Genomic DNA, 24316 nt, shown 5'->3' on the forward strand with positions numbered 1-24316 from the left:
GCTACACGACCCGCCCCCACCCCGCCGGCCGGGCGCCGACAAACACCGGGGGGGGAGGCCGCGCCACCCCACCCCTGCTTCGTCCCCGGGCTCGGATCCCCTTCTCTCCCGACGTACGAGGGAGTAGCGTGCGTCCATCCGGCCAGGACGGCCAGATGGAGAGGAACGCATCATGATCGTCATTCCACCCTCCGCCGAAGAGGTCACAGGGCACGCCGCGACCATGTACGACAGCGACACGCAGGATGACGGCTTCGTCTTCTCGCATACGCAGGTCATGGCGATCAATCCGGAGGCGCACGAGGCCTTCGAGCGCCTGATCAAGGCCGTCGTCCCGTCGATAGGCATCGGCGTCTATGAGGCCGCGACACTGGGTGCGGCGCGCGCCATCGGCTCATCGCACTGTCTTCTCGCTCACGGGCGCAAGGCTCTTCGTGCCGGAGTGCTCGACGACGACGGGCTTCGCGCATTCGCACGCCACGACGATTCCGCATTCAGCGAGCAGGAGCGAGCGGTCGTTCGTTTCGCAGAGCAGTTGTCAGCGGATGCTGCATCGATGACGGATGCGGATTCCCAAGCTCTGCGCGACGTCGGCTTCACAGACCGCCAGATCGTCGACATCACGCTCGCCGCAGCAGCCCGAAACTTCTTCAGTCGTGCACTGCTCGCCCTCGCTGTCCCCATCGACGTCGTGCCTGGTGTGGATCCGACGACGGCCGCTGCACTGACGACGTCACGCTGACAGGGAGACCTGCGCTCAGTCACTTCGCGGAGCAGCGCATCTCGTTGAGCGCTTCCGTCCTGCGTTCACGCGACCCAATCCGATACTTCCTCAGGGAGCGCCGTGAGCCAGTAGTGCGGCAGCGCTTCACGCAGGGAGATCCACTGCAGCGTCGACGGCTCGCCCGGAGTTGCGACAGCGACCTGCACGTCAGGCCCGTGGCCTGCGAGTCGCTCACGGCACACGCCGCAGGGGCTGAGCACGATGAAGTGCCCTTCCTCCATCCGGTGCAGGCAGACGGAGGCGATGATCGGTTGGTCCAGTCAGAAGGCAGCGCAGTACGGCTCGACCTCGTGACAGACGGTCGTGCTGGAATTGAGGAAGTCCGGGCTTGTGCCAGTGAGGATCGTCCGGTCTTCGAGCAGCACAGCAGCCGCTCCGCGTGCTTCTCCCGGGAACCTGTTCTCGATCAGGGCGCGGCATGCGTTCACGGTTGCGTTCAGGGCCTCTTCGCTCATCGTTCCAGCCTCACACGGGCCCGGGCTGCGGGACTGATCGATCAGGATGCCGACCTGCGCTGGACCCAGCGGGTCTACTACGCACTGTTGGGCGAGTCACTGCATGCGGACTCGGATGAGCCAGGCGACGCCGACTTTCTCGCGGCACGCATCATCGACACTCTGCTGCACGGCGCCGCGCCGCGGGAGCCCGCACGCGTACGCTGAATACCGGCCGCGATTCACGCGGACCAGGAAGGCTCCCGTGAACATCACCCTGCTTCGACGTTTCGTCGCCGTCGCCGAGGAGCTGCACTTCCCGCGAGCTGCTCAGACTCTCGGCATCCCCCTCGCTTCGCTCTACTCATCGATCGACAAACTCGAGGAAGAAGTCGGCCAGCCCCTCTTCACCCGCGATGGCGAGACGCGTCTGACGGCCGTCGGCCTGCTGCTGCTTCCCGATGCGCAGAAGCAGGTCGCTGCAGCGCCCGCCGAGACGAAGAAGCCGGTGAAGGCGGGTGGCAAGGCGAAGGCGTCAAAGGGCAAGGGTCGAGCCCCCGTCGTGAAGGGTCAGCCGAAGCCGTACAAGAAGCGTCAGGGACGCTGAGAGCTCACAGCTCCACGACCTGGCCGGCCTCGACGCGCCAGCGCCGATCAGTGTGCACAGTGTCGAGCATCCGTCGATCGTGTGTGACCAGCAGCAACGTCCCGCGGTACGAATCGAGCGCTTGCTCCAGCTGTTCGATCGCGGGCAGATCGAGGTGATTGGTCGGCTCGTCGAGCACGAGCAGGTTGATTCCTCGCGCCTGCAGCAGCGCGAGCGCAGCCCGAGTGCGCTCACCGGGCGAGAGTTCGTCGACAGGGCGATCGACATGATCGGCTTTGAGCCCGAACTTGGCCAGCAACGTGCGCACTTCTCCGGAGGCCATCTCAGGCACGAGCGCCTCGAACGCCACAGCGAGAGGTTGTGCGCCGGTCAGCAACGAGCGCGCCTGATCTATCTCCCCGATCCGGATGCTGGCTCCGAGGCTCGCCGTGCCCTCATCCGGAGACTGCTGCCCGAGCAGCGCGCGCAACAACGTCGTCTTTCCCGCACCGTTGGGGCCGGTGATACCGATGCGCTCCCCGGCATTCACCTGCAGCGAAACCGGGCCCAGAGTGAACGCCCCCTGCCTGAGGACGGCGTTGCTGAGCGTCGAAACCACGGAGCTCGAGCGTGGCGCCGACCCGATGGTGAACTCGAGCTGCCATTCCTTTCGCGGCTCCTCCACCTCATCGAGCTGAGCGATCCGACTCTCCATCTGGCGCACCTTCTGCGCCTGCTTCTCACTGGATTCGACGGACGCCTTACGTCTGATCTTGTCGTTGTCGGGCGATTTCTTCATCGCGTTGCGCACGCCCTGGCTCGACCACTCGCGTTGCACGCGGGCGCGGGAGACGAGATCCGCCTTCTTGTCGGCGAACTCGTCGTATTTCTCGCGCGCATGACGGCGGATCGTGGCGCGCTCCTCCAGATACGAGTCGTAGCCGCCGCCGTAGACCCGGTTGGAGTTCTGCGCGAGGTCGAGTTCCAGCACGCGCGTCACACTGCGGGCGAGGAACTCGCGGTCGTGGCTGACGAGTACGACTCCGCCACGCAGTCCACGAACGAACCCCTCGAGCCTCTCCAGCCCGTCGAGGTCGAGATCGTTGGTCGGCTCGTCCAGCAGCGCGATGTCGAAGCGCGAGAGGAGAAGGGCCGCCAAACCGACCCGAGCAGCCTGGCCACCGGACAACGAGGTCATGAGCACATCGTCGGGACGCGCGCCTTCGAACACGAGGCCGAGGTCTGCGAGCACGGCGGGAATGCGCTCGTCGAGGTCGGCTGCGCCACTCGCGAGCCATCTTTCCAGCGCAGACGAGTAGGCATCGGCGGGGTCCACATCGGAAGACGCGAGCGACGGGTCGCCGAGGGCCGCGGCCGCGGCATCCATGTCCTTCGTCGCGGAATCGCAGCCGGTTCGGCGGCCGATATAGCCGAGCACGCTCTCTCCTGCGACACGTTCGTGCTCCTGCGGCAACCAGCCGACGAACGCATCGGCCGGCGCCAGCGTGATGGAGCCGGCCTGCGGTTCATCGATGCCGGCGAGCAGCCGCAGCAGCGTGGATTTTCCGGCGCCGTTCGCTCCGACGACGCCGACGACGTCACCGGGTGCGACCGTCAGGTCGAGTTCGTCGAAGAGCGTGCGGTGGCCATAGCCGCCGGCGACGCCTCGAGCCACGAGGGTTGCGGTCATCATTCAATCCTGCCACCGGCGGCAGAGCATCGCCCACCACGCTTTGGCACACTGGTGGAGTGGATGATCTGCGCGTGCCTCCAGGACCGGGCGCTCCCCGCGGACTCACCATCGCGGCGAGCGAGCTGATCGAGCAGTTCTCGCGCTCCTCGGGACCCGGCGGGCAGGGCGTCAACACCGCGGATTCGCGCGTGCAGCTCAGTCTCGATCTCGCCGCGACGACTGCGTTGAGCGAGGTGCAGCGTGCCCGCGTGATCGAACGACTCGCCGCGAGACTGGCCGGCACGGTGATCACGATCAGCGCGGCCGAGCACCGGTCTCAGCGGCAGAACCGGGTTGCAGCGAGAGAACGGCTGGCCACGCTCATCCGCGAAGCTGTCATGCCGCCCAGCATCCGTCGCTCCACCAAGCCGACACACGGCTCACGGCGTCGCCGATTGGACGAGAAGCATCGGCGCTCCGAGACGAAGGCGGGCCGCAGACGTCCCACCGGCCAGGACTAGCAGCGAGTCGCTCTCAGCTCTTCGGAAGCCGTGATCGCAACTTGTCGAGGCTCTGCTGCGCCCCGCGACGGACTTCGACCTCTGGGTCTTTGAGCAGCGCCCGGATGGGGTCGATGTCGTCGGCGGATCCGATGGCGCCCAACGCCCTGACCGCGGCGGTGCGAACGCGGGGAACCTCGTCGCTGAGCAGATCGGCGAGTTCGGATGCGGCATCGAGCTCGCGTGCAGCGGCGAGCCTGGCACCCATCTCGCGCACCCGCCATGCGGGGTTGTTGAGGGTACTGATCAGAAGCGATGCCGCAGATCCGTCCACGACGGATTCATCCCAGACGTGCAGCAGCGCACGTGCGCCCCAGAGCTCGGGCCAGTACAGCACCGGAGCGCCGTCGATGATGCCCCGCGCGTGCTCTCCGCCGACGAACAGCAGGAAGTCCGCACCCTCGTTGTTGCCGGCGAGCAGCGAGAGGGAGCGCGACACGACAGCCTGCTCACCGTACCGTTCGACGGCTACCGCCAGACGACGCTCAAGGGGAAGCTCGACGGGAACGGGGGCCGGGGATGCAGGAGAGTTTCGGGACACCCCTCAACCATAGGCGGGACACGCGACGATGCGATCCTCAATCCCAGTCGAGGTACTCCTCGATGATGACGGCGGTCTCGATCGGGTGCGTCGCCGGGAACAGGTGATCAGCTCCGTCGACGGTCTTGATGCTCGCACGCTCTGGGGCAGTGGATCGCAGAGCCTCGGCAGTGGCAGACGGCGTGACCTGGTCGTCCGTCGCCTGCACGATGAGCACCGGAATCGCCGGGGCCAGCGCGATCTCGTCCTCCTCGACGCCGAGCAGCAGCAGCCCGTTGACCCGGTCGGTGTGCTGTGCGGCGAAGATGCGTGCGGCAGTGCCGCCGAGTGCGTGGCCGCCGATCCAGGTGTGATCGAGTCCGAGGTGGTCGATCACCAGTGCAGCATCCTCGACGCGATCGTGCAGCGTCGTCGCACGATCCTGGCCGCTCGAGTCGGCCCTGGGTCCGATTCGCACGACGTGGAAGCCGGCCTCTTCGGCAAGATAGTGCGCGACAACTCCGAGGCCGTCGCCGTTGAGCTCGCGGCCCGAGATGAGCACCAGCGAAACCGGTCCTTCGCCTTCCACGATGTACGGGACCGCACGGCCGTCCTGCTCAAGAATGCTCTGCTGCGTCATTGTGCTCTTTCCCTTTGGTGCTGGTGTGGCGGCTGGCCGGGGCCGAATTCGTCGCTGACATCCACGATACTGTCCGAAGCTCACCACATTGCCGTGCGGGCGTCGTTGCCACAGCCTCGGTGATCGATCAGGAATCGAGAAGCGCGAGCACGCGCCGAGTCGTAACTTGGTCACAGGTGCACACGGCACCGCAATCGAGAGAGGTGCCCGACATGGCTGAGAAGACCGCCGGACTGTCGAAAGACGAACGCGACGCCGTCAAGCAGCGTGCCGCCGAAGTGCGCGCACAGGAGAAGGCCGGAAAGTCTCGCGCTGCGGGCGAGAAGGCGGTCCGCGAGGCCATCGCCGCGATGCCGGATGACGACCGTGCGCTTGCGGGAGGCATCGACCGAATCGTGCGCGAAGTGGCCCCGCACCTGATCCCGAAGACCTGGTACGGCTTCCCCTCCTACGCCGACGCGGAAGGGAAGATCGTGGTCTTCTTCAAAGCCGCATCCAAATTCACCACGCGCTACGCGACCCTCGGTTTCGAGGAGTCGGCGCAACTCGATGACGGCGACCTGTGGGTGACCTCGTTCGCCCTGCTCAAGCTGACGCCGGAGACCGAGAAGACGATCGCCGACCACATTCGCAAGGCAGCGGGCTGATTCATCGGCCATCGCCGGCCGCATGCAGCATCCGCGTGGCAGTAGTCCTCACCCGGCTGCGCAGCTCCTCGGGATGATCGATCAGCACCTCGCAGCCGAGAGCGGCGATGACGGCCGGCAGCCAGTCGAGACACTCGGCATGGATCTCGGCACGATGCCAAGTCTGGGCGTCTTCGCTCGGATGATCCGCTCCATGGTCCAGCCTTTCGAGTCGAGCCACGCTGGGCGGCAGATGCACCCGGATGCGCTCCTCGGTATCTCGAATGCGCAGCACCACCTGCCACCGGTAGTCCGCTTCGGCGAAGAGGTCGAGGAGTCGGCGTGCCGCGTCGGGTTGCTGCGGTGACTCGAATTCCCCAGGCACTACCCGAGCCGTCCGAATGCGATCCACGCGGAACGTGCGTTCCTCATGTTTGTCCGTGTCGAACGCGACGAGATACCACCGGTCTGCGTGCGCGATCAGCCCGTACGGATGGATCGTGCGCTTCGAAGGCACTCCCCGGCCGCTGAGGTAACGGAGATCGAGTACCCGTCGAAGGCCGACGGCCTCGGCGAGAGTCAACATCACGCCAGGGTCGGGAGCCACCGTTCCGGGCGGCGTCGTACGCGTCATCACCCCGAGCAGGGCGTCGATCCTTCTCGCGTCAGCAGCCGGTAGCGCTCGTTTGATCTTCGCCAGCGCGGTCTGCGCGGCGATCTCGGACGCGTGCGAATCCGCCTGCGCACGGGCGAGCCCGAGAAAGACCGCGACCACTTCCTCATTGCTGAACATCAGTGGCAGCACGCGCTGGCCGGGGGCGAGCCGATAACCGCCGTAGCGCCCTCGCAGCGCCTCAACGGGTACTCCCAGATCGTGCAGTCGCGTCACATCTCTGCGAATGGTCCGCTCATCGACGCCGAGTCGTTGGGCGAGCTCCGAAACCGTGCGCAACTCGGCGGACTGCAACAGCTCGAGCAGTCGCAACGATCGCGCTGTCGTGTCGGCCATGACACCCATCATCACTCACATACCGGGCAGGTTTCGCCCGGTATCTCTTCTACCGTCGCTTCCGTGACCAGATTCGTGGTCCGCATCCGCAACACGAGGAGAAGAAATGCAACTGGCAGCCACTCGCATCATCACGGACGACGTCGACGGACTCGTCGCGTTCTACGAGGCAGTCACCGGGATCACCGCTGAACGGCTTCACCCGATGTTCGCCGAGCTACGCACCGTATCCGGCACGCTGGCTATCGCCAGCACTGCCACGGTCCCCTTGATCGGCGACGATGCCGCCGAAGCGCGTGCCAATCGAGGCGTCACCTTGGACTTCTTGGTAGACGACTTCGACGAAACCTACAGCGCGCTTCAGGACGTGATCGAAGTGTTCGTGAATGAGCCGACCGTCATGCCCTGGGGGAACCGCTCGCTCCTCGCTCGGGACCCCGACGGAAACCTGATCAACTTCTTCACTCCGGTCAGCGAGTCGGCCCGCACCCGATTCGCGGTGGCGGCGCACGACTGACCTGCAGGGCGCCCAGGTGTACTGGGCGCCCTTACGATCGCGCGGTGCAGTATCCAACGTCGTGGCGGAGCTCCTAACCGAGTTGCTCCTGGATCTCACGGATCGTCGATCCCAGGATGCCGCGTGAGAGGAGACCGGCGCCGAGCGGCCCCGACGAATCGCTGCCCAACGCGGGAAGCAGCCGCAGCGTTGATCGCTCTCGTTCGCTCAGATCGGCCAATTGCCACTGAATCTCGTCGTGAACCGCTGTCGGTCGATCCGCATTCGCCAAGGAGACCGCCTTCGTCGCATACGCGGCAGCACCCAGCGCGTGAGCACCCATGTGCGCTACGGCCGAAGATTGCGCCACCGCTCTGGCCGCTGCGGCACCGGCCGGAGTGGTCGCGGCATTAGCCGCTTTGACGGCCACGAGGCGCTTGCTGATCTCATCGGCTGCCGTACTCTCTCCGGCGCTGTACGCACGCGTTCGCTCGACGGCATCCCTGATCTCAGCCCGCGCCGAGTCATCGGCGTCGAACAGCGGCAGAACCCGCTCTGCGCAGGCAAGTGCCCAACGCGCAATCACTCGTCGGTCTGAATCGCTGAGGGTCTGGATCGATGCCACGAACAGATCGTGTCACATCGGAGCGGGTTGAGAGTAGGCGTGCGTCATCCCTGTGCACCAGTCCCTGAGGGCCATGACCAGACGACGTCGGCGACTCCGCCGATCGTCTCCTGTTCGCGGATGACCCGTCGCAAGTGGGATGCCGCTCGCTTCGTGGTCGGAGTGATCGGCGAATACCAGACCCAGTCCTTCGGGATGATGTGAAGCGCGAGCGTCTCGAACTCCCGCCGTTGCTCGACTGACTGCACGAGTACGACGGCGAACCGGCCGATCCCCCACCAATACCTCGGCGCTCGCACGAGCACCGACGTTTCAACGAGCCTCCGCCCGTAACCTGCGTCGAGATCGAGGAGCATCTCGGCATGGAACCCGTCACCGCCGTAGAAGTGAACCAAGTCCATCTCGAGCCTTCGCCGCATCTCCTGCAGACCGCTCGACGCCGCATCTTGCACCGAAGCTACCGCGATCGGGAAGATCGCATGCGCACCGCGATCGATGACCGGCGTACCGAGCTCAGCCCACTCGATCGGTCGGCCCTCGACACCATCGAGTGCGCGCAGGATCGCGAAGCCGTCAGCGATCCGTATCATCCGTGTACCTCAATCTGCATCAGCGTGCACGACGGGCTCACCAGAGCCACGGTGCACGAAGCACTTTTCGCAATCGTTCGACGGCCTTGTGCATCGCGTCGGTGCCCACGTCCTGGAACGATCCCATTCCGCCGCGAAAGAGAAGGTTCGACTCTTTGACCGCGATCTTCAGATCCCTCTGGCTCTCGACTCCGTCGAACAACCCGTCGAGCCAGTCGGCGGCATCCGCGCGCCGTCCGTCGCCGTCCTGCCGCGCGGCGACGCGCAATCGCTCGACGGCGTCACGGATCGTCGCGAGTGATTCGGCTGTGGTCGGCATGCTCTGGATGCTAACAGTCGCTCACACCTCAGATCCGTCGGCGTCTACCCTCGCGGTTCATCGGCGTCTACCCTCGCGGCGACCGCGATCGCAAGCGTCGCGGCAACCGGGCCCCAGAGCGGCACGGTGCCCGCCACCGTGGTCCACGTGGGTCCGCCGATGAGGATGGTCAGGAACGCGACGCCGAACGACCCGCCGAGCTGGTTGACGATGAAGAGCGTGCTGCTGCCGGAGGGGATGAGCCTGGGAGCGAGTCAACTCGACGTTCAGTCGAGCACTGAGCGAACGATCTCTGCGATGCGCTTCTCCGTGCTCTCGTCCACAGTCTCGAAGTACCACGCGGCCGGCATCAGGTTCCCGTCAGCGCCGCCTGCGGCTCGGAAAGCCACCTTTTCGGTGAGCGCGAGGTTCAACCGTTCGTCGTTACGCAATGTCACTAGCGCGGGCGTGCTCGCAGACATCGCGTAGGCGGGCATTCCGTACCAGATCCGCGGCTTCAGGTCGGGTGCTGCAGCCACGATGACGTCATGCGCGCGATGCATGACCGAGCGCCTCGGCTCGTCCATCTTCGAGATCTTGTCGAGTACCTGCGCCAGGTTCTTCTCGTCCTTCGATGACATGTCTTGTCCTCTCGTCCGCCGGTGCATGGCATCGGCGCAATGAAGTCGGCGCATCTGTGCGCCGCACCCCATCCGGACATGTCCTGATCTGCTCAGGCCTCTCCGCGATGATTCACGTGGATCGCCACGTGGAAGCGCAGTCGGTGGCGTACCACCGCGATCAGGTTAACCGATGCGAAGACGGATTGCACCCGTGCTTGTCATAAGCCAAGCTCTCAATGACGGCTCAACTCGCGGGCGTGTCCTGGCTGAACGTGTTTCGCCAGCGGCCGTCGACGTTGACCCACAGCGAACTCACGAACATCGCCTCTCGCACGGAGCTTTCGGGCCGCTGATAGTCGGCGCGATAAGAGAGCATCACCGCAGTCGCTGACACGACGATCAGTCGCGCTTGGGTGATGGCATACGACCCAATCACCGGCCCGTCGGAAAGCTGGTCAACATGATCGTCCCTTGTGGCAAATCCCGTCGGATACAGCCCGACGAAGTCACCCGACAGCAATTCACGATCGGCGCCGGCATCACCGTTGACCTGTGCGGCCCAGACCTTGGATTCAAGATTGACAAAGAACTGCGTGTCGCACTGGCACATCGCGCCATCGTCGCACAGTTCGTCTGAATCGAACCGCTGGGAGTGATCACCACGGCGAGATCTCGGCGGGTCGGCGCTATCTGACTCGCAGATCTCCTCCCGCCACCAACATCCACTTCATCGATTCGTCTTCATCGCTGTGGAGCGACAACCTCGTGTTCCGCGACTTTCTTCGATCCCATCCCGATGCTGCGAAGGCCTATGGCCACGCGACGGAACTTGCCTCGGACAAGGGCAGGCTACTCGCCTACTCGGACGATCGAAGGGGAATCGGGCGGCACACCGCGTCCGCGACCGAAGCGCTCAGCCTGCCCGACTACCTCAGTTGTTGAAGCGGAACTCCACCACGTCGCCGTCCTGCATGACATAGTCCTTGCCCTCGAGGCGGGCCTTGCCCTTCGCGCGCGCTTCCGCGACTGAGCCCGTAGCGACGAGGTCGTCGAACGAGATGACCTCGGCCTTGATGAAGCCCTTCTCGAAGTCGGTGTGGATGACGCCCGCAGCCTGCGGCGCCTTCGACCCCTTGGGGATCGTCCAGGCTCGGGATTCTTTCGGACCGGCGGTCAGATACGTCTGCAGGCCCAGAGTGTCGAAGCCGATGCGTGCGAGCTGATCGAGGCCGGACTCGTCCTGGCCGGTGGATGCGAGGAGCTCTGCGGCGTCCTCAGGGTCGAGATCGATGAGCTCCGACTCGATCTTCGCGTCGAGGAAGATCGCCTTGGCCGGCGCGACCAGTGCCTCGAGCTCAGCCTTGCGCGCAGCATCCGTCAGCACCGCCTCGTCGACGTTGAAGACGAAGATGACAGGCTTCGAGGTGAGCAGACCGAGTTCTTTGATCGGGGCGAGGTCGAGGCCGCTCACCGAGAGCAGGATGCCGCGTTCCAGAGCGTCCTTCGCGGCGTTCGCCGCTTCCAGAACGGAGGGGTCGGCCTTCTTGCCTCGTACTTCCTTCTCGATTCGCGGGATCGCCTTCTCGACGGTCTGCAGATCGGCGAGCATGAGCTCGGCGTTGATCGTCTCCAGGTCGCCCTTGGGGTTGATCGCGCCCTCGACGTGCACGACATCGTCATCGGCGAAGCCGCGGACGACCTGAGCGATGGCGTCCGCCTCACGGATGTTCGCGAGGAACTGGTTGCCCAGCCCCTCACCTTCACTCGCGCCGCGTACGATTCCGGCGATGTCGACAAACGACACGGCTGCCGGGAGGATGCGCTCGCTGCCGAAGATCTCGGAGAGCACGTTGAGTCGCGAATCGGGCAGGTTCACCACACCGACGTTCGGCTCGATCGTCGCGAACGGATAGTTCGCCGCGAGCACGTCATTCTTGGTGAGGGCGTTGAAAAGAGTCGACTTGCCGACGTTGGGCAAGCCCACGATCCCGATAGTTAGAGCCACGGGATACGAGTCTACCGGCGGTCGCTACTTCAGCCGCTTCCACTGCCCTTCGGAGATCACATCCACGTCCGTGCCGACGACGCGAACGGCGCTCTGGTCGTCGATCGCGTATGCGGGTGCTTCGATGCGCTCAGCCCACTGCTCGGCATGCGCAAGAGTGTTCTCGGGGAACGTCGGGTAGTCCAGGTGGGGGAAGATCGAGAAGTCCACGACGCCGAGCACTCCCTCACCCGGCTCGGGCGACTTCCACTGCTCGAACTGCTCGCCGATGCGGGGTGTCATCACCATGCTTCCCGCGCTGACCCCCACCCACACGGTCCGCTCAAGACGAGGGAACAGAGCCAGCAGCCCCGATCGGCGTATCCAATGCGCCAGATAGGTCGCATCACCGCCGTCGACGAGCAGGGCATCGACCGATTCCACCCACAGGATCCATCGCTCCCCCTCCATCGATGGCAGCGCCGTGAGCTCGAGAAGACCGACCGACTCCCAGCCGAGGGCGGTCATCGACTGCGGTCCTGCAAGCGAGCGAAGGGTGACATCCGGCGTGCACATCGGATGCCCGTATTGAGCCGTCGGGATGTACAGCGCTGATGACGCCTCGATGGGTTTGCCGAGTAGCTCGACCAGGGCCTCGCGGATGCTGGAGTTCGTCACTCCTCCAGAGGTGAGCAGGAGTCTCATTTCCTCAGCGTACGACCGTACGGGGCCCGAATAACAGCCTCAGTCGGCGCGCACGGCTCGGAAAGCCGTCGTCACATAGGGCAGGTCGATCGTCGCGTCGCCGTACATGCCGATCGTGTCGAACAGGGTGTCCATATCGTCATGGATGCCGTGTCGCTCCGCATCGGAGGCCGTGATGAGATGACTGCGCGAATCGGCCATGCGGTGCACCTGCTCGCGGGTCATCGGCCGCACCCACTCCCAGCGCTCGACTTCGATCCGACCGAACGGGCCCGCGATCTGCGGTCCCCGAGACGTCGGACCGTTCACCATGTTCTCCGCGGAGCTCGAGTGCATGATCTCGGTCAGGCGGCGAACCCACTCTTCACTCTCGTCGCGGATGTTCCAGATCAGTCCGAGCGTTCCGCCGGGGCGCACGACGCGACCGATCTCGGCGGACGCCGGAACCGGATCGACCCAGTGCCATGCCTGGCCGAGCACCACAGCGTCGAGGGCCGAATCGGGCAGCGGCAGGTGCTCGGCGGTACCCGTGAATGTCGGCACACCGGGGACGCTCTCGCGCAGCTTCGCGAGCATCGCGGGGTCGGGGTCGATCGCTACGACCTCGGCATCCGGGGCCGAGATGAGCACCCGCGTGAGCTTGCCCGTGCCAGCGCCGACATCGGCGATCCGGCACGATCCGTGCGGCAGGTTCTCGAGCATCCACGCCACGGCCTCGAACGGATATTCCGGTCTGGCCGCCTCGTAGTGATCGGCCGCCGCACCGAAGGAAGTCGCCCGCGCATCGTTCATGTGTGCCAGCCTACGGCGAGTCTGCGGGAATGCACTCGGGTACGGGGAGAAGGTAAAAGGGTGCCATTGGACTTCACCGCAATCGACTTCGAGACGGCGAATTCCAGCCCCGCCTCAGCATGCTCCGTCGGACTCGTCCGCGTTCGCGACGGCAAGGTCGTCGCCACCGCCGGCTGGCTGATCCGCCCTCCGGCAGGGCACGATGAGTTCCAGCATTGGAACATCAAGATCCACGGCATCCACCCTGAGGATGTACGCGACGCCGCGAGCTGGGAAGAGCAGTTCGACCGACTGTGCTCGTTCGCAGGCGCCGACGTCCTCGTCGCGCACAATGCCGGCTTCGACACGAAGGTGCTGCGCAGCGCATCCGAGGTCACGGGACTCGAGTGCCCGCCGTATCGTTCGCTGTGCAGCCTGCAGGTGGCGCGCAAGATCTACGACCTCGATTCGTATCGCCTGCCGATGGCCGCAGCGGCCGCCGGATTCGCCGAGTTCTCGCATCATGACGCGCTGGCGGATGCTCGCGCCTGTGCCCAGATCGTCATCGATGCCGCCGTACGGGCGGGAGCCGCAGATGTCGACGAACTCGCGCGTGCGCTGAGCCTGCGCGTGGTGGACGCTCCGGTACGCGTCCTCGAGCGGGCTGTCGCCTGATTCATCACAGCGCACCTGCGTCAGGGCACAATGAGTGCATGACGAATCCCACCGGCGACTCCCCCGTCAGTCTCGATGTCATCGAGGGCACCTTCGACCTCGCCCGCGAGGGACGCACGGGCCCGCTGGGCGAGATGATCGACGCCGGGGTGCCGATCGACGTACGCAATCCGCGCGGTGACACCGTGCTGATCGTGGCGACATATGCCGAGCAGGAGCACACGGTGGCGGATCTCGTGCGACGCGGAGCTGATCTGGACGCCTTGAACGCGTCGGGCCAGACGGCGATCTCCTGCGCGGTGTTCCGCAAGAACGAGACCTTGCTGCGAATGCTGCTCGATGCCGGCGCCGATCCTGATGCCGGGCCGCTCTCGGCCGTCGCCATCACCGAGCAGTTCGCACTCCCCGAGATGCGCGCGATTCTCGACGAGTACGCGAACCGCTGATCTGGCCCAATCCCTGAGCGGAGCGGCATCCGGCCGATGTCCGTGGCCGGGTGCACTCTGGATGCATGGATGCTCCGCTGATCGCTCTCATCGCCGTCGCCGCCCTTGCGGCCGGCCTCGCCGTGGGCTGGTTCGCCCGCGCGGTGCGCGATGCCACCAAGCACGCCAGCAACGCCACAGAGCTCGCTCGCATGCAGGCCGAACTCACTGCCGCCCGCGATGATCGCGACCGGCAGTACGACCTGTATCGCGACGCGGTGGAACACGCCCGCACCGAGCAGCGCGCCGAAGCGCAGCGAGTGCAGCAGCAGAATGCCGTCTTGACCGCCCTCGCTCCCGTGCGTGAGTCGCTGCAGCAGATGCAGAGCAAGGTGGCATCACTCGAGCAGGAGCGGCATGCGCAGTTCGGCTCTCTCGCCGAGCAGCTGCGCCGAGCGCAGGAGTCCGACGAAGCGCTGCGCGCGACGACAGAGTCTCTCGCGGGAGCGCTGCGTTCGACGTCCACACGTGGGGTGTGGGGCGAGACGCAGCTGCGACGCGTCGTAGAGGCCGCGGGCCTCACCCGGCACGTCGACTTCGATCTGCAATCCACCATCTCGTCTGATCGTGGCCAGGGTCGCCCGGACATGGTCATCCGCCTCGCGGGGGGAACCTCGATCGCAGTGGATGCGAAAGTGCCGCTCGACGCGTACCTCGAGGCGAGCGCGCTGACGGGCGGCGATGCCCAGGAGGCGCAGCGCCGCCAGTTCATGCAGAAGCATGTCAAGGCCGTCCGCGCGCACATCGACGCACTCGCGAAGAAGGCGTACTGGTCGGGACTCGACGCCAGTCCGGAGTTCGTGATCTGCTTCCTGCCGAGCGAATCATTGCTCGCTGCCGCAATCGACGAGGACCCGACGCTGCTCGACTACGCGTTCGGCAAGCGTGTCGCGCTCGCCTCTCCGGTGAACCTGTGGGCCGTGTTGAAGACGGTCGCGTTCACCTGGACGCAGCAGGAGGTCTCGACCGAGGCGCGAACACTGCTCAACCTCGGCACGCAGCTCTTCGACCGGCTCGGGGTTCTCGCCGGGCATGCCGATGACATGAGGCGCGCACTCGAGCGCACGGTGGAGAGCTACAACCGCTTCGCCGGTTCACTCGAGACCCGCGTGCTGGTCACGGCTCGTCAGTTCCCAGGAATCGACGCCTCGGCACTGGAGGCAGCGCCGCAGCCGATCACGACGTCGCCCCGCCGGTTCACCGCACCCGAGCTGATCGAGGGTGCTGAACCGGTCGAACGCACCGCACGGATGGAGAGCGCGCAACTCGAAGGACTCCAGGCCGACCTCGACGCCGTACGCGAGCGCATGGACGAACGCTAGGCGCTGTAGGGAACCCAGCTGAGCAGGGCGATCACCAGGCCGGAGGTCACGACGAAGGCACCGATCATCCACCACGAACTGAGCTCATGACCCTCGGGCCGGCGCACGCGGAAGAGCACATCGGCACGCCGCGCAGGATCCACGTTGGCAGCGGGGACTGTCGCGGCTGCTGCCGCGGCGACGCGGGCGGCTTCGTCCTCTGGAGTGATCCGAAGGATGCGACCGGTATTCGTGGTGACCATAGCTGTCGCCCGTGACTTCGCGTCCCGCGTCTGCTCCTTGGTCATCTCACCCTCCTGGATGCCGTCGTGAATATGACGGCGACGAACCCAGGACCTATTGTGCCAGCAAAGACTGAGTAAGACCGGATACACGCTCCATGCGGCATACCGGGTCGGTAACGATCAGCGCAGTGCGAAAGGGAGAAGTGGGCCTTCGATCCTTAGAGCCACTTGGAGACGAGGTGCTCCGAGGCGATGCGACGGAGGGTGCCTGAGGCGCCACGCAGCACGACCGATTCCGTGTAGACGTAGTTCCCCTCGCGTCGAACGCCGGCGACCAGCTGACCGTCGGTCACACCCGTGGCGACGAAGATCGTGTTGTCGCCCTTCACGAGCTCATCGGCTTCGTAGACGTAATCCATCTGCAGCCCCGCGTCGATGCCGCGCTGACGCTCATCGTCGTCACGCGGCCACAGCCGCCCCTGGATGTGCCCGCCGAGCGCCTTGATCGCGCATGCCGTCACGATGCCTTCCGGGCTGCCTCCGACGCCGACGCACATGTCGGTGCGCGCACCATGACGGGCGGCGTTGATGCCGCCGGCGACATCGCCGTCGCTCATCAGACGCGTACCGGCACCGGCCGCACGGATCTCTTCGATGAGCTTCTCGTGACGCGGACGGTTCAGCACCGATACGACGATCTCGTCGACCGGCTTACCGAGAGCTTTGGAGAGCAGACGGATGTTCTCACCGATGGGCAGCCGGATGTCGACGACACCGACACCGGCGGGACCTGTGACGAGTTTGTCCATGTAGAAGACGCTCGAAGCGTCCAGCATGGTGTCCCGATCGGAGACCGCGATGACAGAGAGAGCGTTCTGACGACCAGCTGCCGTCAGCGAGGTGCCGTCGATCGGATCGACGGCGATGTCGCACTCCGGGCCTCGACCGGCACCGACGGTCTCGCCGTTGAACAGCATCGGGGCGTTGTCCTTCTCACCTTCGCCGATGACGACCCGCCCCTGGAAGTTCACGGTGCCGAGGAATGCGCGCATGGCGTCGACCGCCGCTCCGTCCGCGGCTTCCTTGTCGCCGCGGCCGATGAACGGCACCGCGCGGATCGAGGCGGCCTCGGTCGCACGAACCAGTTCCAGCGCGAGGTTTCGATCAGGACGCAAAGGGCTCATATCGGCCGTCAGACTCACCATGTGGTCAGCCTAGCCAGCAGCCTGCTCGGAACCGCTGGTGTTTCACGCGAATTCACGCGAAGGAATTGCGTTTCTTAACCGTGGTGAAGAGTGCTGGGTGGGTGCGGGCGCCGGAGCCCGCGGCATCCGCTCGCCTGCACCGATAGAGTGAAAGCTGTCCCGGCTTCATCTATCGCAGGAGTTCCTCATGCCCGTCGCCACTCCGGATCAGTACGCAGAAATGCTCGACCGCGCGAAGGCCGGTGGCTTCGCGTATCCCGCGTTCAACGTCTCCAGCTCGCAGACCATCAACTCCGTCCTCCAGGGGCTGACCGAGGCCGGTTCCGACGGCATCATCCAGGTCACCACAGGTGGCGCCGACTACTTCGCCGGCCACACGGTCAAGGCGCGCGCCACCGGCGCTCTCGCGTTCGCGCGGTACGCCACCGAGGTCGCCAAGAACTACCCGGTCACGGTGGCCCTGCACACCGACCACTGCCCGAAGGACGCCCTCGCCGGCTTCGTCGAGCCTCTGATCGCCGCCTCTGAAGAAGAGGTCAAGGCCGGGCGCAACCCGATCTTCCAGTCGCACATGTGGGACGGATCGGCTGTTCCCCTCGCTGAGAACATCGAGATCGCGAAGGACCTGCTCCCCCGCATGAAGAACATCAACGCGATCCTCGAGGTCGAGATCGGTGTCGTCGGCGGCGAGGAGGACGGCGTGCAGCACGAGGGCTCGAACGATGCCCTCTACACGACCTTCGCGGATGTCGACCAGGCCGTCCAGGCACTCGGTCTCGGCGAGCAGGGCCGCTACATCGCCGCCCTCACCTTCGGCAACGTCCACGGCGTCTACAAGCCGGGTGGCGTGAAGCTGCGCCCGGAACTGCTGGGCGAGATCCAGGAGCAGGTCGCCGCGAAGTACAACACCGGTGCGAAGCCGCTCGACCTCGTCTTCCACGGCGGTTCCGGCTCGACCGATGACGAGATCGCGCTCGCGGTCGCCAACGGCGTCATCAAGATGAACATCGACACCGACACGCAGTACGCGTACACGCGTGCGATCGCCGACTACATGTTCAAGAACTACGACGGCGTCCTGAAGGTCGACGGCGAGGTCGGCAACAAGAAGCTGTACGACCCCCGCGCCTGGGGCAAGGTCGCCGAGTCGGCGATGGCCGCTCGCGTGGTCGAGTCGACCCGCCAGCTCGGCTCACACGGCCAGTCCAAGAGCTGACACTCCGTTCGCATGAGAATGCCTCGGCCCGGTTTCGGGTCGAGGCATTCTCATTGCCTGGACGCCCGCCCTGGCGCAAGTCCTTGCGACTGCGCGCCGCGAGGAGCATCGTTGAAGCATCCGATCCACGAGGGAAGGGTGTGATGGTCATGCACGCGAAATCCGGTGACCGGTTGATCGTCGAAGGGCGCACGGACACGGCGCACAGGCGCGAAGGTGAGATCCTCGAGGTCCATGGCGAGGACGGCTCCCCGCCCTATCTGGTGCGGTGGGACGACGGCCATGAAGGCACCGTGTATCCCGGACCCGACGCGCACGTCTCGGAGGCCTGAGTCGAAAGCGCCCCGCGCCTCACTCCGCCATCCGCTCCCCATCCGGTGACAGCACCCACCACACGTCGTTCACCGCCTGACCCGAGACGTCTCCGGCCTCAGCGTCAGCAGCGAAGTAGTACAGGGGCCAGCCGTTGAGCGTGACCTGGGTGGAGCCGTCGACGCCGGTGATCGTGCCGAGTTCACCGGTCACTCCGTCGCCCGCCACCGGGTCGCCTTCTGTGGTCACCGCCGGCCAGTTCGTCGCGCACTGCCCCTCACAGGTGCTCTCCCCTGCGCCCTGCGTGTCGCTGTCGAACATGTAGACGGTCATCCCCTCGGCGTCGACCACGATCTCGCCGAGCGTGGAGTCCGCGACCATGAGCTGAGCACCCTCGATCGCCATGCCGTACCCATCGTTCGGCTCTTCCGCCGGCGAATCCGGGTCGGACGCGCCGCCTGCACAGCCTGACAATGCCACCGTGAGCAGGGCGGCCATCGCAGCGGCCCTGCCGATCTTCTTGAACATGGATCGTCCCTTCCTCTGCGATCGCAACTGCGGTCACCGGGGAAACGACGTCGGCGCGAGAAGGGTTCAACCGGAGACTTCGACGCGCATCAGCACCTGCCCCGATCCGACGGCGCGGATCTCCAGTGTCTCGATCCCTCCGAGATCCAGCGCCGTACCCGCGCTGAGCCGAGCCGTCGTCCCTGGGCGCGCACGCCAGCTGGAGACGGCCTCCTCAACACCGTCGCTGCCGATCACGTACAGCGCGTACGGCCAGCCATCGCCTCCCCCGGCCGATCCGCCGTAGACGCATTCGAGATCGATGCGCGTGCCCCAGCCGACCTCTGTGAGTTCCGCGCTCGCTTCCAACGGCACTTCCGATGTGGCCTGCATCGTGACGACAGTGACGTCCTGCGGTGACTGTCCGAGCGGCAAAGTCACGGCGAGCACGACCGCGACCACCGCGGCCGCGGCCGCGACTGCCGCGCCCGTCCACCATCGCGTGCGGAGGCGACGCACCCGATCCGCTGTCGCGATCGTGGCGAGCTCGATGCGTCGAGACGGGTCGGGCCCGGCGGGCGTCTCCGTGAGATAGGACTCCGCATGCCCTCGCTCGACGCGTCCGAGCAGGCCGATCACCGGCGCCAGCTCTGCGACCGAACGACCGCACGCCTCGCAGTCCTCCAGATGCGCCTCGAAGAGGCGCCGGTCCGCCGAATTCAGCGCGCCCAACACGTACGCCGCATCCCATTCGGCGAATTGTGCGTGATCCGCGTTCATCGCGTCACTCCCTTCTCCTGCAGAGCGAGTCGCAGTGACCGGATGCCGTAGTGAAGGCGCGACTTCACTGTTCCCTCTGGGACATCGAGTTCTGCCGCGATCTCGGCGACAGTGCAACCGCCGAAGTACGCACGCATGATGACCACACGGTGATCATGCGTGAGGGTGGCCAGTGCATCCTCGATGAGGATCGCCTCGAACAACGCATCTGTGGCGTCGTCCACCACGCGCTCAGGCGCATCAGGCGCAGGGAACTCGTGGCGCTTTCGCGCACTGCGCGCTTCATCGATCACGAGGTGCCGCGCAACGGTGAACATCCACGACCGCGTGGTGGACGTCTCCTGTTCGAGGATGCGCGGGCTTCGCCAGGCACGCAGCAGCGTCTCCTGCACGATGTCGTCGGCGCCGGCGCGGTCACCCGTGAGATGCACCACATACCTCCAGACCGGCCCTGCGTGCGCGTCATAGAGCGCGGTGAGCCGTTCGGCCTCATCGAGTGCCATCTGCTGCACCTCCCCTGACAACACGTGGTGGAGGGTCGGAAGGTTCAGGTGAACCGGGTGCCGGTTCCTGTCGTTCTCCCAGTATGAACTCCCTGCCCTTGGCCGGAGCCCTCGAGATCGGCGGGCTCCCCCTGCACCCGCTCATCGTCCACCTGGTCGTGGTCCGGGCGCCCCTCACTGCGCTCGCGCTCGTGCTGGGCACGCTCTGGCCGACCGCGCGGCGACGCCTCGGCATCGTGACGCCGTTCGCCGCGCTCGTCGTGCTGATCCTCGTGCCGATCACGGTCGCCGCCGGGGAGAGCCTGAAGGCCGTGGTCGGCCCGCTGCCGGCCGTCGAGCGTCATGAATCGTGGGGGCGGATGCTGCTGCCCTGGGCGATCGTCCTCTTCGCGGTCGCTGCCGCTCAGTGGGGCTGGTACCGCTTCGGGCGGCCCCGTGTAGTCGAGGAACGCCCCTCGCTGGCTCGCGTCGTGGGCCTCGCGATCGGCGTGCTCGCTGTGGGGGTGAGCGTCGCGGTGACGGTCATCGTCGTGCTGATCGGTGACTCCGGAGCCCGCGCTGTGTGGGGGTGAGTTGAACGCGAGCGCTCACCGGGCTCGATACACCTCGAGGATCGTCGGCGCATCGTCAGGACGCTCCAGAACGGTGATCTCGTCGCCGGCCTCGATGCGGCCCGTCGTGACGACGCGCAGATAGGCACCGAGCCTGCCCGCCTGGGAGAAGCGCTTGACCCAGCCGCGCTCATCCTCGCCCCCGACCCAACGTGCGAATGTCTGACACGGATGCCGCGACGTGGTCACCTCGACGATCACCTTGTCGCCGATCCGCCATCGCTCGCCGACCTTGGCCGCGCCCAGGTCCATGCCGTCCACGCGCAGGTTCTCGCCGAACCAGCCCGGCGGCAGTTCCCGACCGAGCGCATCGGCCCAATAGGCGGCATCGTCCTGCGAATACGCGTACACCGCCTGGTCGAGCCCGCCATGATTCCTGCGGTCCGCCTGCACATCGGCGTACACCCCGTACGCGCCGACACGGACGGAGCCGGAGACAGGACGCTTGTCTATCGCGGTGGTGCCGACGGGGCCGGAGTCAGGTCGCAGCTTGTGCACCACGCAGACGGCGAGAACGCTCGCGCTCAACGACCCGCCATCCCGTCGACGTAGGCGATGAATGCCGGGTCGCCCAGCATCGGCACCATGATGCAGATCGAGACGATGAGCATGGTCGCGGCCGCACCGACGAGGGGAACCCACCAGGTGAGCTTTCCGGTGCGCAGGCGTCGGAGCGAGAGCCAGGCGGTGATGGCCCATCCCACGACGAGGAGTACGGCGGCTGTCGTGCCCCACAGCCTGCCCTGCGCGAAGTTGGTGAACTCACCGTCGACGCCGAGGATCCTCATGCTCTCGTTCATGACGTTCGGCAGATCGAGATACGCCAACCCCGTCATGACGACGTTGACGAGGCCGTAGGCAAGCAACGCGACCGTGATGATCCGATCCCACGGCCGTGGCTTGGCGACCGATCGGGCGGGACCGGCAGGCGCCGGTTGTTCGATCACCGTCGCGGCGACCGGCGCAGCATCCAGCGGCGGGTGGCCGGCCAGACGTCGTTGTTCGTCCGGGGTCGCATACTCGCCGTACTGGGGCCGCTGATCGGTCATCCCGTCATGCTAACCGGCCCGACTTCGAACCGATCGCAGAAACAGTCGGCTCCCGTCGATTCACCGCGTCGCGTCAGCCGCAGCAGCTGCACGACCACCGAGCGCGCGGGCGTCGCGCTGCCCGGAGGAATCCTGGCGGAGCTCCTTGGGGAGCGAGAACATCAGATCCTCTTCGGCGGTGCGGATCTCCTCCACGTCGCCGTAACCGGCGGCAGCGAGGGTCTCGAGCACTTCCCGCACGAGGACCTCCGGTACGGAAGCTCCGCTCGTCACGCCGACGGTGGCGACGCCGTCAAGCCATTCCTGCTTGATCTCGTCGGCGTAGTCGACCCGGTATGCAGCCTTCGCTCCGTACTCGAGGGCCACCTCCACGAGCCGCACGCTGTTCGACGAGTTCGACGACCCGACGACGATCACCAGTTCGGCATCGACGGCGACCTTCTTGATCGCGACCTGACGGTTCTGGGTCGCGTAGCAGATGTCGTCGGACGGCGGATTCTGCAGCTCGGGGAAACGCAGTCGCAGCCGGTTGACGGTCTCCATGGTCTCGTCGACCGAGAGGGTGGTCTGCGACAGCCAGACGACCTTCGACGGGTCCTTGACCTGGACGGTGTCCGCCTCCGCGGGAGAATTCACGATCGTGACATGCTCGGGGGCCTCGCCCGCCGTGCCCTCGACCTCTTCATGTCCTTCGTGGCCGATGAGCAGGATCTCGAAATCGTCGCGGGCGAAGCGCACGGCCTCTCGGTGCACCTTGGTCACCAGCGGGCAGGTCGCATCGATCGCTTGCAGTCCTCGATCGGATGCCGCGTTCACGACCGCGGGAGAGACACCGTGCGCGCTGAACACGACGTGCGCGCCGGTCGGCACCTCGTCGACCTCTTCGACGAAGATCGCGCCCTTCTCCTCGAGCTCCGTGACGACGTGGATGTTGTGCACGATCTGCTTGCGCACGTAGACAGGGGCGCCGTAGCGCTCGAGTGCCTTCTCGACAGCGACGACAGCACGGTCGACGCCGGCGCAATAGCCACGTGGTGCGGCGAGCAGCACCCGCTTGTGTCCGTCCACCGGGTTATTCTGAAGCCGCGCCGCCCGCGATCGTGGGATGCGGGGAAGGGGAAGATGTACCGTGGTCTGACTCACCCTCCGATCCTACCTTCGAACCGTCATGACGGGCCTGGACGGACGCTCAGACGCGCAAGCACGGAAGGGGCCAGATGACGGTCTTCGAAGCGACACCGGCGAAGGGCGAGACGCCACCGGCGGATGCCGTGGCACCGCGGGACTCGACGGCGGATGCTCCGACCTCGGTCGCCCGCCTGAACGGCACGATCCGCGACTTCATCGCCCGATGGAACGTCGTCTGGGTCGAGGGCGAGATCACCTCCTGGAACGTGCGCGGCGGCAATGTCTTCGGTCGACTGAAGGACACCCAGTCCGATGCGCAGATCTCGATCCGCCTCTGGTCGAGCGTTCGTGGGCGCATCCCCGCCGATCTCGGCATCGGCGATCACGTCGTCGCGGCGGTGAAGGCCGACTACTTCGTCAAGGCAGGCGACTTCAGCTTCACGGTGTCGTCCATGAAGCACGTCGGACTCGGAGACCAGCTCGAACGCCTCGAGAAGCTGCGAGCGCAGCTGCGCCAGGAGGGCCTGTTCGATTCGTCGCGCAAGAAGTCGCTGCCTTTCCTGCCCCACGTGATCGGTCTCATCACGGGCGAGAGATCGGATGCTGAGAAGGATGTGCACCGCAACTCGGAGCTGCGCTGGCCACAGGTGCGCTTTCGCACCGAATACGCCGCGGTGCAGGGCGATCGCTGCGTGCCGGAGACGCTGGCTGCCCTGGCGAAGCTCGACGCCGACCCCGAAGTCGACGTCATCATCATCGCCCGAGGCGGAGGCGACCCGCAGACCCTGCTCGGCTTCAGCGATGAGCGCCTCGTGCGGGCGGTGGCCGCGGCATCCACTCCGATCGTCTCCGCGATCGGACACGAGAACGACCACCCGCTTCTCGATGACGTCGCAGACCTCCGCGCCTCGACGCCGACGGATGCTGCGAAACGTGTGGTGCCCGACGTCGGCGAGCAGCGCGCGCTGATCGGCCAGCTGCGCTCACGCGCGACCACCCGGCTCACGCAGCGCATCTCGCACGACATCCAGCAGCTCGAGCAGGTGCGCTCGCGTCCGGTGCTGCGCTCCCCCGATCCGATCATCGACGCACGCGCGCAGGAGATCTGGTTGCAGGTGTCGCGCGGACGCGACACCATCACACGGCGCCTCGACATGGCAGCGCGCAAGACCACCGAGCTGCGTGCATCACTGCGCGCCCTCTCGCCGGCCGCGACGCTCGCGCGGGGCTACGCGATCGCGCACCTCGACGGCGGTGTCATCCTGCGCGATGCGGCGGACGCTCCGGCCGGCGCCGCGCTGACGATCACGGTCGACCGCGGATCGCTCGCCGCCCGTTCGGAGGGCGAGATCGCGGAAACGGAGTGACACGCGTGC

At 66.1% G+C, this 24316-nt stretch carries 35 protein-coding genes; 13 read left to right on the top strand and 22 right to left on the bottom strand.

The genetic code is table 11. The annotated features are described in order from the left end of the window. The first annotated feature begins 172 nt into the window (after nucleotides 1-172). A complete protein-coding gene (locus ACP7AR_RS07225; protein WP_426184180.1) occupies nucleotides 173-742 on the top strand; it encodes a carboxymuconolactone decarboxylase family protein in 570 nt (189 codons plus the stop codon). Between the two features lie 65 nt (nucleotides 743-807). On the opposite strand, the gene ACP7AR_RS07230 is transcribed toward ACP7AR_RS07225, so the two are convergent. Both ACP7AR_RS07230 and ACP7AR_RS07235 read right to left on the bottom strand, forming a co-directional pair. Further along, complete coding sequence (locus ACP7AR_RS07230) at nucleotides 808-1005, bottom strand: hypothetical protein (RefSeq protein WP_426184182.1); 198 nt, start codon at nucleotides 1003-1005, stop codon at nucleotides 808-810. A gap of 39 nt (nucleotides 1006-1044) precedes the next feature. Beyond that, nucleotides 1045-1239 (bottom strand): hypothetical protein, encoded by a 195-nt coding sequence (locus tag ACP7AR_RS07235; RefSeq protein ID WP_426184184.1) that lies wholly within the window; start codon nucleotides 1237-1239, stop codon nucleotides 1045-1047. A gap of 244 nt (nucleotides 1240-1483) precedes the next feature. On the opposite strand from ACP7AR_RS07235, the gene ACP7AR_RS07240 reads away from it, so the two are divergent. After that, nucleotides 1484-1825 carry a LysR family transcriptional regulator gene (locus tag ACP7AR_RS07240; RefSeq protein ID WP_426184186.1) on the top strand — a complete coding sequence of 114 codons (342 nt, stop codon included), beginning with the start codon at nucleotides 1484-1486 and terminating at the stop codon, nucleotides 1823-1825. A 4-nt stretch (nucleotides 1826-1829) separates the two neighbouring features. Here the strand turns inward: ACP7AR_RS07240 and ACP7AR_RS07245 are convergent, their stop codons facing one another. Next, complete coding sequence (locus tag ACP7AR_RS07245) at nucleotides 1830-3494, bottom strand: ABC-F family ATP-binding cassette domain-containing protein (protein WP_426184188.1); 1665 nt, start codon at nucleotides 3492-3494, stop codon at nucleotides 1830-1832. Between the two features lie 59 nt (nucleotides 3495-3553). Between ACP7AR_RS07245 and arfB the strand changes: the two genes are divergently transcribed. Next, on the top strand, nucleotides 3554-3997 hold the full coding sequence (arfB, locus tag ACP7AR_RS07250) for an alternative ribosome rescue aminoacyl-tRNA hydrolase ArfB (RefSeq protein ID WP_426184190.1): 444 nt from the start codon (nucleotides 3554-3556) through the stop codon (nucleotides 3995-3997). A gap of 13 nt (nucleotides 3998-4010) precedes the next feature. On the opposite strand, the gene ACP7AR_RS07255 is transcribed toward arfB, so the two are convergent. Together ACP7AR_RS07255 and ACP7AR_RS07260 are read right to left on the bottom strand one after the other, a co-directional pair. Continuing rightward, on the bottom strand, nucleotides 4011-4577 hold the full coding sequence (locus ACP7AR_RS07255; RefSeq protein WP_426184192.1) for a HEAT repeat domain-containing protein: 567 nt from the start codon (nucleotides 4575-4577) through the stop codon (nucleotides 4011-4013). Nucleotides 4578-4614: 37 nt separating this feature from the next. Then, on the bottom strand, nucleotides 4615-5196 hold the full coding sequence (locus tag ACP7AR_RS07260) for an alpha/beta fold hydrolase (protein ID WP_426184194.1): 582 nt from the start codon (nucleotides 5194-5196) through the stop codon (nucleotides 4615-4617). 212 nt (nucleotides 5197-5408) lie between these two features. Between ACP7AR_RS07260 and ACP7AR_RS07265 the strand changes: the two genes are divergently transcribed. After that, nucleotides 5409-5843, top strand: a complete 435-nt coding sequence (locus ACP7AR_RS07265; protein WP_426184196.1) for a hypothetical protein — start codon at nucleotides 5409-5411, stop codon at nucleotides 5841-5843. Between the two features lies 1 nt (nucleotide 5844). On the opposite strand, the gene ACP7AR_RS07270 is transcribed toward ACP7AR_RS07265, so the two are convergent. Beyond that, a complete protein-coding gene (locus ACP7AR_RS07270; protein WP_426184199.1) occupies nucleotides 5845-6831 on the bottom strand; it encodes a helix-turn-helix transcriptional regulator in 987 nt (328 codons plus the stop codon). A gap of 106 nt (nucleotides 6832-6937) precedes the next feature. Here ACP7AR_RS07270 and ACP7AR_RS07275 point away from each other — a divergent pair, with 106 nt between their 5' ends. Continuing rightward, nucleotides 6938-7348 carry a VOC family protein gene (locus ACP7AR_RS07275; protein WP_426184201.1) on the top strand — a complete coding sequence of 137 codons (411 nt, stop codon included), beginning with the start codon at nucleotides 6938-6940 and terminating at the stop codon, nucleotides 7346-7348. A gap of 73 nt (nucleotides 7349-7421) precedes the next feature. On the opposite strand, the gene ACP7AR_RS07280 is transcribed toward ACP7AR_RS07275, so the two are convergent. The 5 genes from ACP7AR_RS07280 to ACP7AR_RS07300 all read right to left on the bottom strand — a co-directional run bounded on the left by ACP7AR_RS07280 (nucleotide 7422) and on the right by ACP7AR_RS07300 (nucleotide 10073). Continuing rightward, entirely contained in the window at nucleotides 7422-7952 is a 531-nt protein-coding gene (locus ACP7AR_RS07280; RefSeq protein ID WP_426184204.1) for a putative immunity protein, read from the bottom strand. Nucleotides 7953-7996: 44 nt separating this feature from the next. Continuing rightward, on the bottom strand, nucleotides 7997-8542 hold the full coding sequence (locus tag ACP7AR_RS07285) for a hypothetical protein (RefSeq protein WP_426184207.1): 546 nt from the start codon (nucleotides 8540-8542) through the stop codon (nucleotides 7997-7999). Nucleotides 8543-8579: 37 nt separating this feature from the next. After that, nucleotides 8580-8861, bottom strand: coding sequence for a hypothetical protein (locus tag ACP7AR_RS07290; RefSeq protein ID WP_426184209.1), 282 nt, complete (start codon nucleotides 8859-8861; stop codon nucleotides 8580-8582). A 266-nt stretch (nucleotides 8862-9127) separates the two neighbouring features. Beyond that, nucleotides 9128-9481: a DUF1801 domain-containing protein gene (locus ACP7AR_RS07295; RefSeq protein WP_426184210.1), complete on the bottom strand. Its 354-nt coding sequence runs from the start codon at nucleotides 9479-9481 to the stop codon at nucleotides 9128-9130. A gap of 226 nt (nucleotides 9482-9707) precedes the next feature. Then, a complete protein-coding gene (locus ACP7AR_RS07300) occupies nucleotides 9708-10073 on the bottom strand; it encodes a DUF4440 domain-containing protein (RefSeq protein ID WP_426184212.1) in 366 nt (121 codons plus the stop codon). Between the two features lie 23 nt (nucleotides 10074-10096). Here ACP7AR_RS07300 and ACP7AR_RS07305 point away from each other — a divergent pair, with 23 nt between their 5' ends. Then, a complete protein-coding gene (locus tag ACP7AR_RS07305; protein WP_426187680.1) occupies nucleotides 10097-10405 on the top strand; it encodes a GrpB family protein in 309 nt (102 codons plus the stop codon). Here ACP7AR_RS07305 and ychF read toward each other — a convergent pair. The 3 genes from ychF to ACP7AR_RS07320 are packed head-to-tail and all read right to left on the bottom strand — an operon-like array spanning nucleotide 10395 to nucleotide 12944. After that, a complete protein-coding gene (gene ychF / locus ACP7AR_RS07310) occupies nucleotides 10395-11468 on the bottom strand; it encodes a redox-regulated ATPase YchF (RefSeq protein WP_426184214.1) in 1074 nt (357 codons plus the stop codon). The two genes, ACP7AR_RS07305 and ychF, sit on opposite strands and share 11 nt — an antisense overlap. A 24-nt stretch (nucleotides 11469-11492) precedes the next feature. After that, nucleotides 11493-12152 carry a Type 1 glutamine amidotransferase-like domain-containing protein gene (locus tag ACP7AR_RS07315; RefSeq protein WP_426184217.1) on the bottom strand — a complete coding sequence of 220 codons (660 nt, stop codon included), beginning with the start codon at nucleotides 12150-12152 and terminating at the stop codon, nucleotides 11493-11495. A gap of 39 nt (nucleotides 12153-12191) precedes the next feature. After that, nucleotides 12192-12944, bottom strand: a complete 753-nt coding sequence (locus tag ACP7AR_RS07320) for a class I SAM-dependent methyltransferase (protein WP_426184219.1) — start codon at nucleotides 12942-12944, stop codon at nucleotides 12192-12194. A 60-nt stretch (nucleotides 12945-13004) separates the two neighbouring features. Between ACP7AR_RS07320 and ACP7AR_RS07325 the strand changes: the two genes are divergently transcribed. The 3 genes from ACP7AR_RS07325 to rmuC all read left to right on the top strand — a co-directional run bounded on the left by ACP7AR_RS07325 (nucleotide 13005) and on the right by rmuC (nucleotide 15405). Continuing rightward, a complete protein-coding gene (locus ACP7AR_RS07325) occupies nucleotides 13005-13598 on the top strand; it encodes a 3'-5' exonuclease (RefSeq protein ID WP_426184222.1) in 594 nt (197 codons plus the stop codon). A gap of 38 nt (nucleotides 13599-13636) precedes the next feature. Next, nucleotides 13637-14044, top strand: a complete 408-nt coding sequence (locus tag ACP7AR_RS07330; RefSeq protein ID WP_426184224.1) for an ankyrin repeat domain-containing protein — start codon at nucleotides 13637-13639, stop codon at nucleotides 14042-14044. A 65-nt stretch (nucleotides 14045-14109) separates the two neighbouring features. After that, the gene (gene rmuC, locus ACP7AR_RS07335) at nucleotides 14110-15405 is read left to right on the top strand and encodes a DNA recombination protein RmuC (RefSeq protein ID WP_426184226.1); all 1296 of its coding nucleotides are present in this window, start codon (nucleotides 14110-14112) and stop codon (nucleotides 15403-15405) included. Here rmuC and ACP7AR_RS07340 read toward each other — a convergent pair. After that, entirely contained in the window at nucleotides 15402-15692 is a 291-nt protein-coding gene (locus ACP7AR_RS07340) for a hypothetical protein (protein WP_426184228.1), read from the bottom strand. The two genes, rmuC and ACP7AR_RS07340, sit on opposite strands and share 4 nt — an antisense overlap. A gap of 155 nt (nucleotides 15693-15847) precedes the next feature. Continuing rightward, nucleotides 15848-16834, bottom strand: coding sequence for a class II fructose-bisphosphatase (gene glpX, locus ACP7AR_RS07345; RefSeq protein WP_259061370.1), 987 nt, complete (start codon nucleotides 16832-16834; stop codon nucleotides 15848-15850). 187 nt (nucleotides 16835-17021) lie between these two features. Here glpX and fbaA point away from each other — a divergent pair, with 187 nt between their 5' ends. Together fbaA and ACP7AR_RS07355 are read left to right on the top strand one after the other, a co-directional pair. Next, the gene (gene fbaA / locus ACP7AR_RS07350; RefSeq protein ID WP_426184230.1) at nucleotides 17022-18050 is read left to right on the top strand and encodes a class II fructose-bisphosphate aldolase; all 1029 of its coding nucleotides are present in this window, start codon (nucleotides 17022-17024) and stop codon (nucleotides 18048-18050) included. A gap of 149 nt (nucleotides 18051-18199) precedes the next feature. Beyond that, nucleotides 18200-18382, top strand: coding sequence for a DUF1918 domain-containing protein (locus ACP7AR_RS07355; RefSeq protein WP_426184232.1), 183 nt, complete (start codon nucleotides 18200-18202; stop codon nucleotides 18380-18382). A 19-nt stretch (nucleotides 18383-18401) separates the two neighbouring features. Here ACP7AR_RS07355 and ACP7AR_RS07360 read toward each other — a convergent pair whose 3' ends face one another. The 3 genes from ACP7AR_RS07360 to ACP7AR_RS07370 form a co-directional block, all read right to left on the bottom strand. Continuing rightward, nucleotides 18402-18890, bottom strand: a complete 489-nt coding sequence (locus tag ACP7AR_RS07360) for a COG4315 family predicted lipoprotein (protein WP_426184234.1) — start codon at nucleotides 18888-18890, stop codon at nucleotides 18402-18404. A 66-nt stretch (nucleotides 18891-18956) separates the two neighbouring features. Further along, nucleotides 18957-19649 carry an anti-sigma factor family protein gene (locus ACP7AR_RS07365; protein ID WP_426184236.1) on the bottom strand — a complete coding sequence of 231 codons (693 nt, stop codon included), beginning with the start codon at nucleotides 19647-19649 and terminating at the stop codon, nucleotides 18957-18959. Further along, nucleotides 19646-20152, bottom strand: coding sequence for a sigma-70 family RNA polymerase sigma factor (locus ACP7AR_RS07370; RefSeq protein ID WP_426184238.1), 507 nt, complete (start codon nucleotides 20150-20152; stop codon nucleotides 19646-19648). Before ACP7AR_RS07370 ends, ACP7AR_RS07365 begins: the two co-directional genes overlap by 4 nt. Nucleotides 20153-20235: 83 nt before the next feature. On the opposite strand from ACP7AR_RS07370, the gene ACP7AR_RS07375 reads away from it, so the two are divergent. Continuing rightward, nucleotides 20236-20724, top strand: a complete 489-nt coding sequence (locus ACP7AR_RS07375) for a DUF2231 domain-containing protein (protein ID WP_426184240.1) — start codon at nucleotides 20236-20238, stop codon at nucleotides 20722-20724. Between the two features lie 15 nt (nucleotides 20725-20739). On the opposite strand, the gene ACP7AR_RS07380 is transcribed toward ACP7AR_RS07375, so the two are convergent. The 3 genes from ACP7AR_RS07380 to ACP7AR_RS07390 are packed head-to-tail and all read right to left on the bottom strand — an operon-like array spanning nucleotide 20740 to nucleotide 22880. Next, nucleotides 20740-21291 (bottom strand): MOSC domain-containing protein, encoded by a 552-nt coding sequence (locus ACP7AR_RS07380; protein WP_426184242.1) that lies wholly within the window; start codon nucleotides 21289-21291, stop codon nucleotides 20740-20742. Further along, nucleotides 21288-21812 (bottom strand): DUF6264 family protein, encoded by a 525-nt coding sequence (locus tag ACP7AR_RS07385; RefSeq protein ID WP_426184244.1) that lies wholly within the window; start codon nucleotides 21810-21812, stop codon nucleotides 21288-21290. Before ACP7AR_RS07385 ends, ACP7AR_RS07380 begins: the two co-directional genes overlap by 4 nt. Before the next feature lie 60 nt (nucleotides 21813-21872). Beyond that, on the bottom strand, nucleotides 21873-22880 hold the full coding sequence (locus tag ACP7AR_RS07390; protein ID WP_426184246.1) for a 4-hydroxy-3-methylbut-2-enyl diphosphate reductase: 1008 nt from the start codon (nucleotides 22878-22880) through the stop codon (nucleotides 21873-21875). 149 nt (nucleotides 22881-23029) lie between these two features. On the opposite strand from ACP7AR_RS07390, the gene xseA reads away from it, so the two are divergent. Further along, a complete protein-coding gene (gene xseA / locus ACP7AR_RS07395) occupies nucleotides 23030-24307 on the top strand; it encodes an exodeoxyribonuclease VII large subunit (protein WP_426184248.1) in 1278 nt (425 codons plus the stop codon). Nucleotides 24308-24316: the final 9 nt, after the last annotated feature.

Origin of the sequence: Microbacterium sp. TWP3-1-2b2, from assembly GCF_049896145.1 — a bacterium.
Classification (GTDB): Bacteria; Actinomycetota; Actinomycetes; order Actinomycetales; family Microbacteriaceae; genus Microbacterium.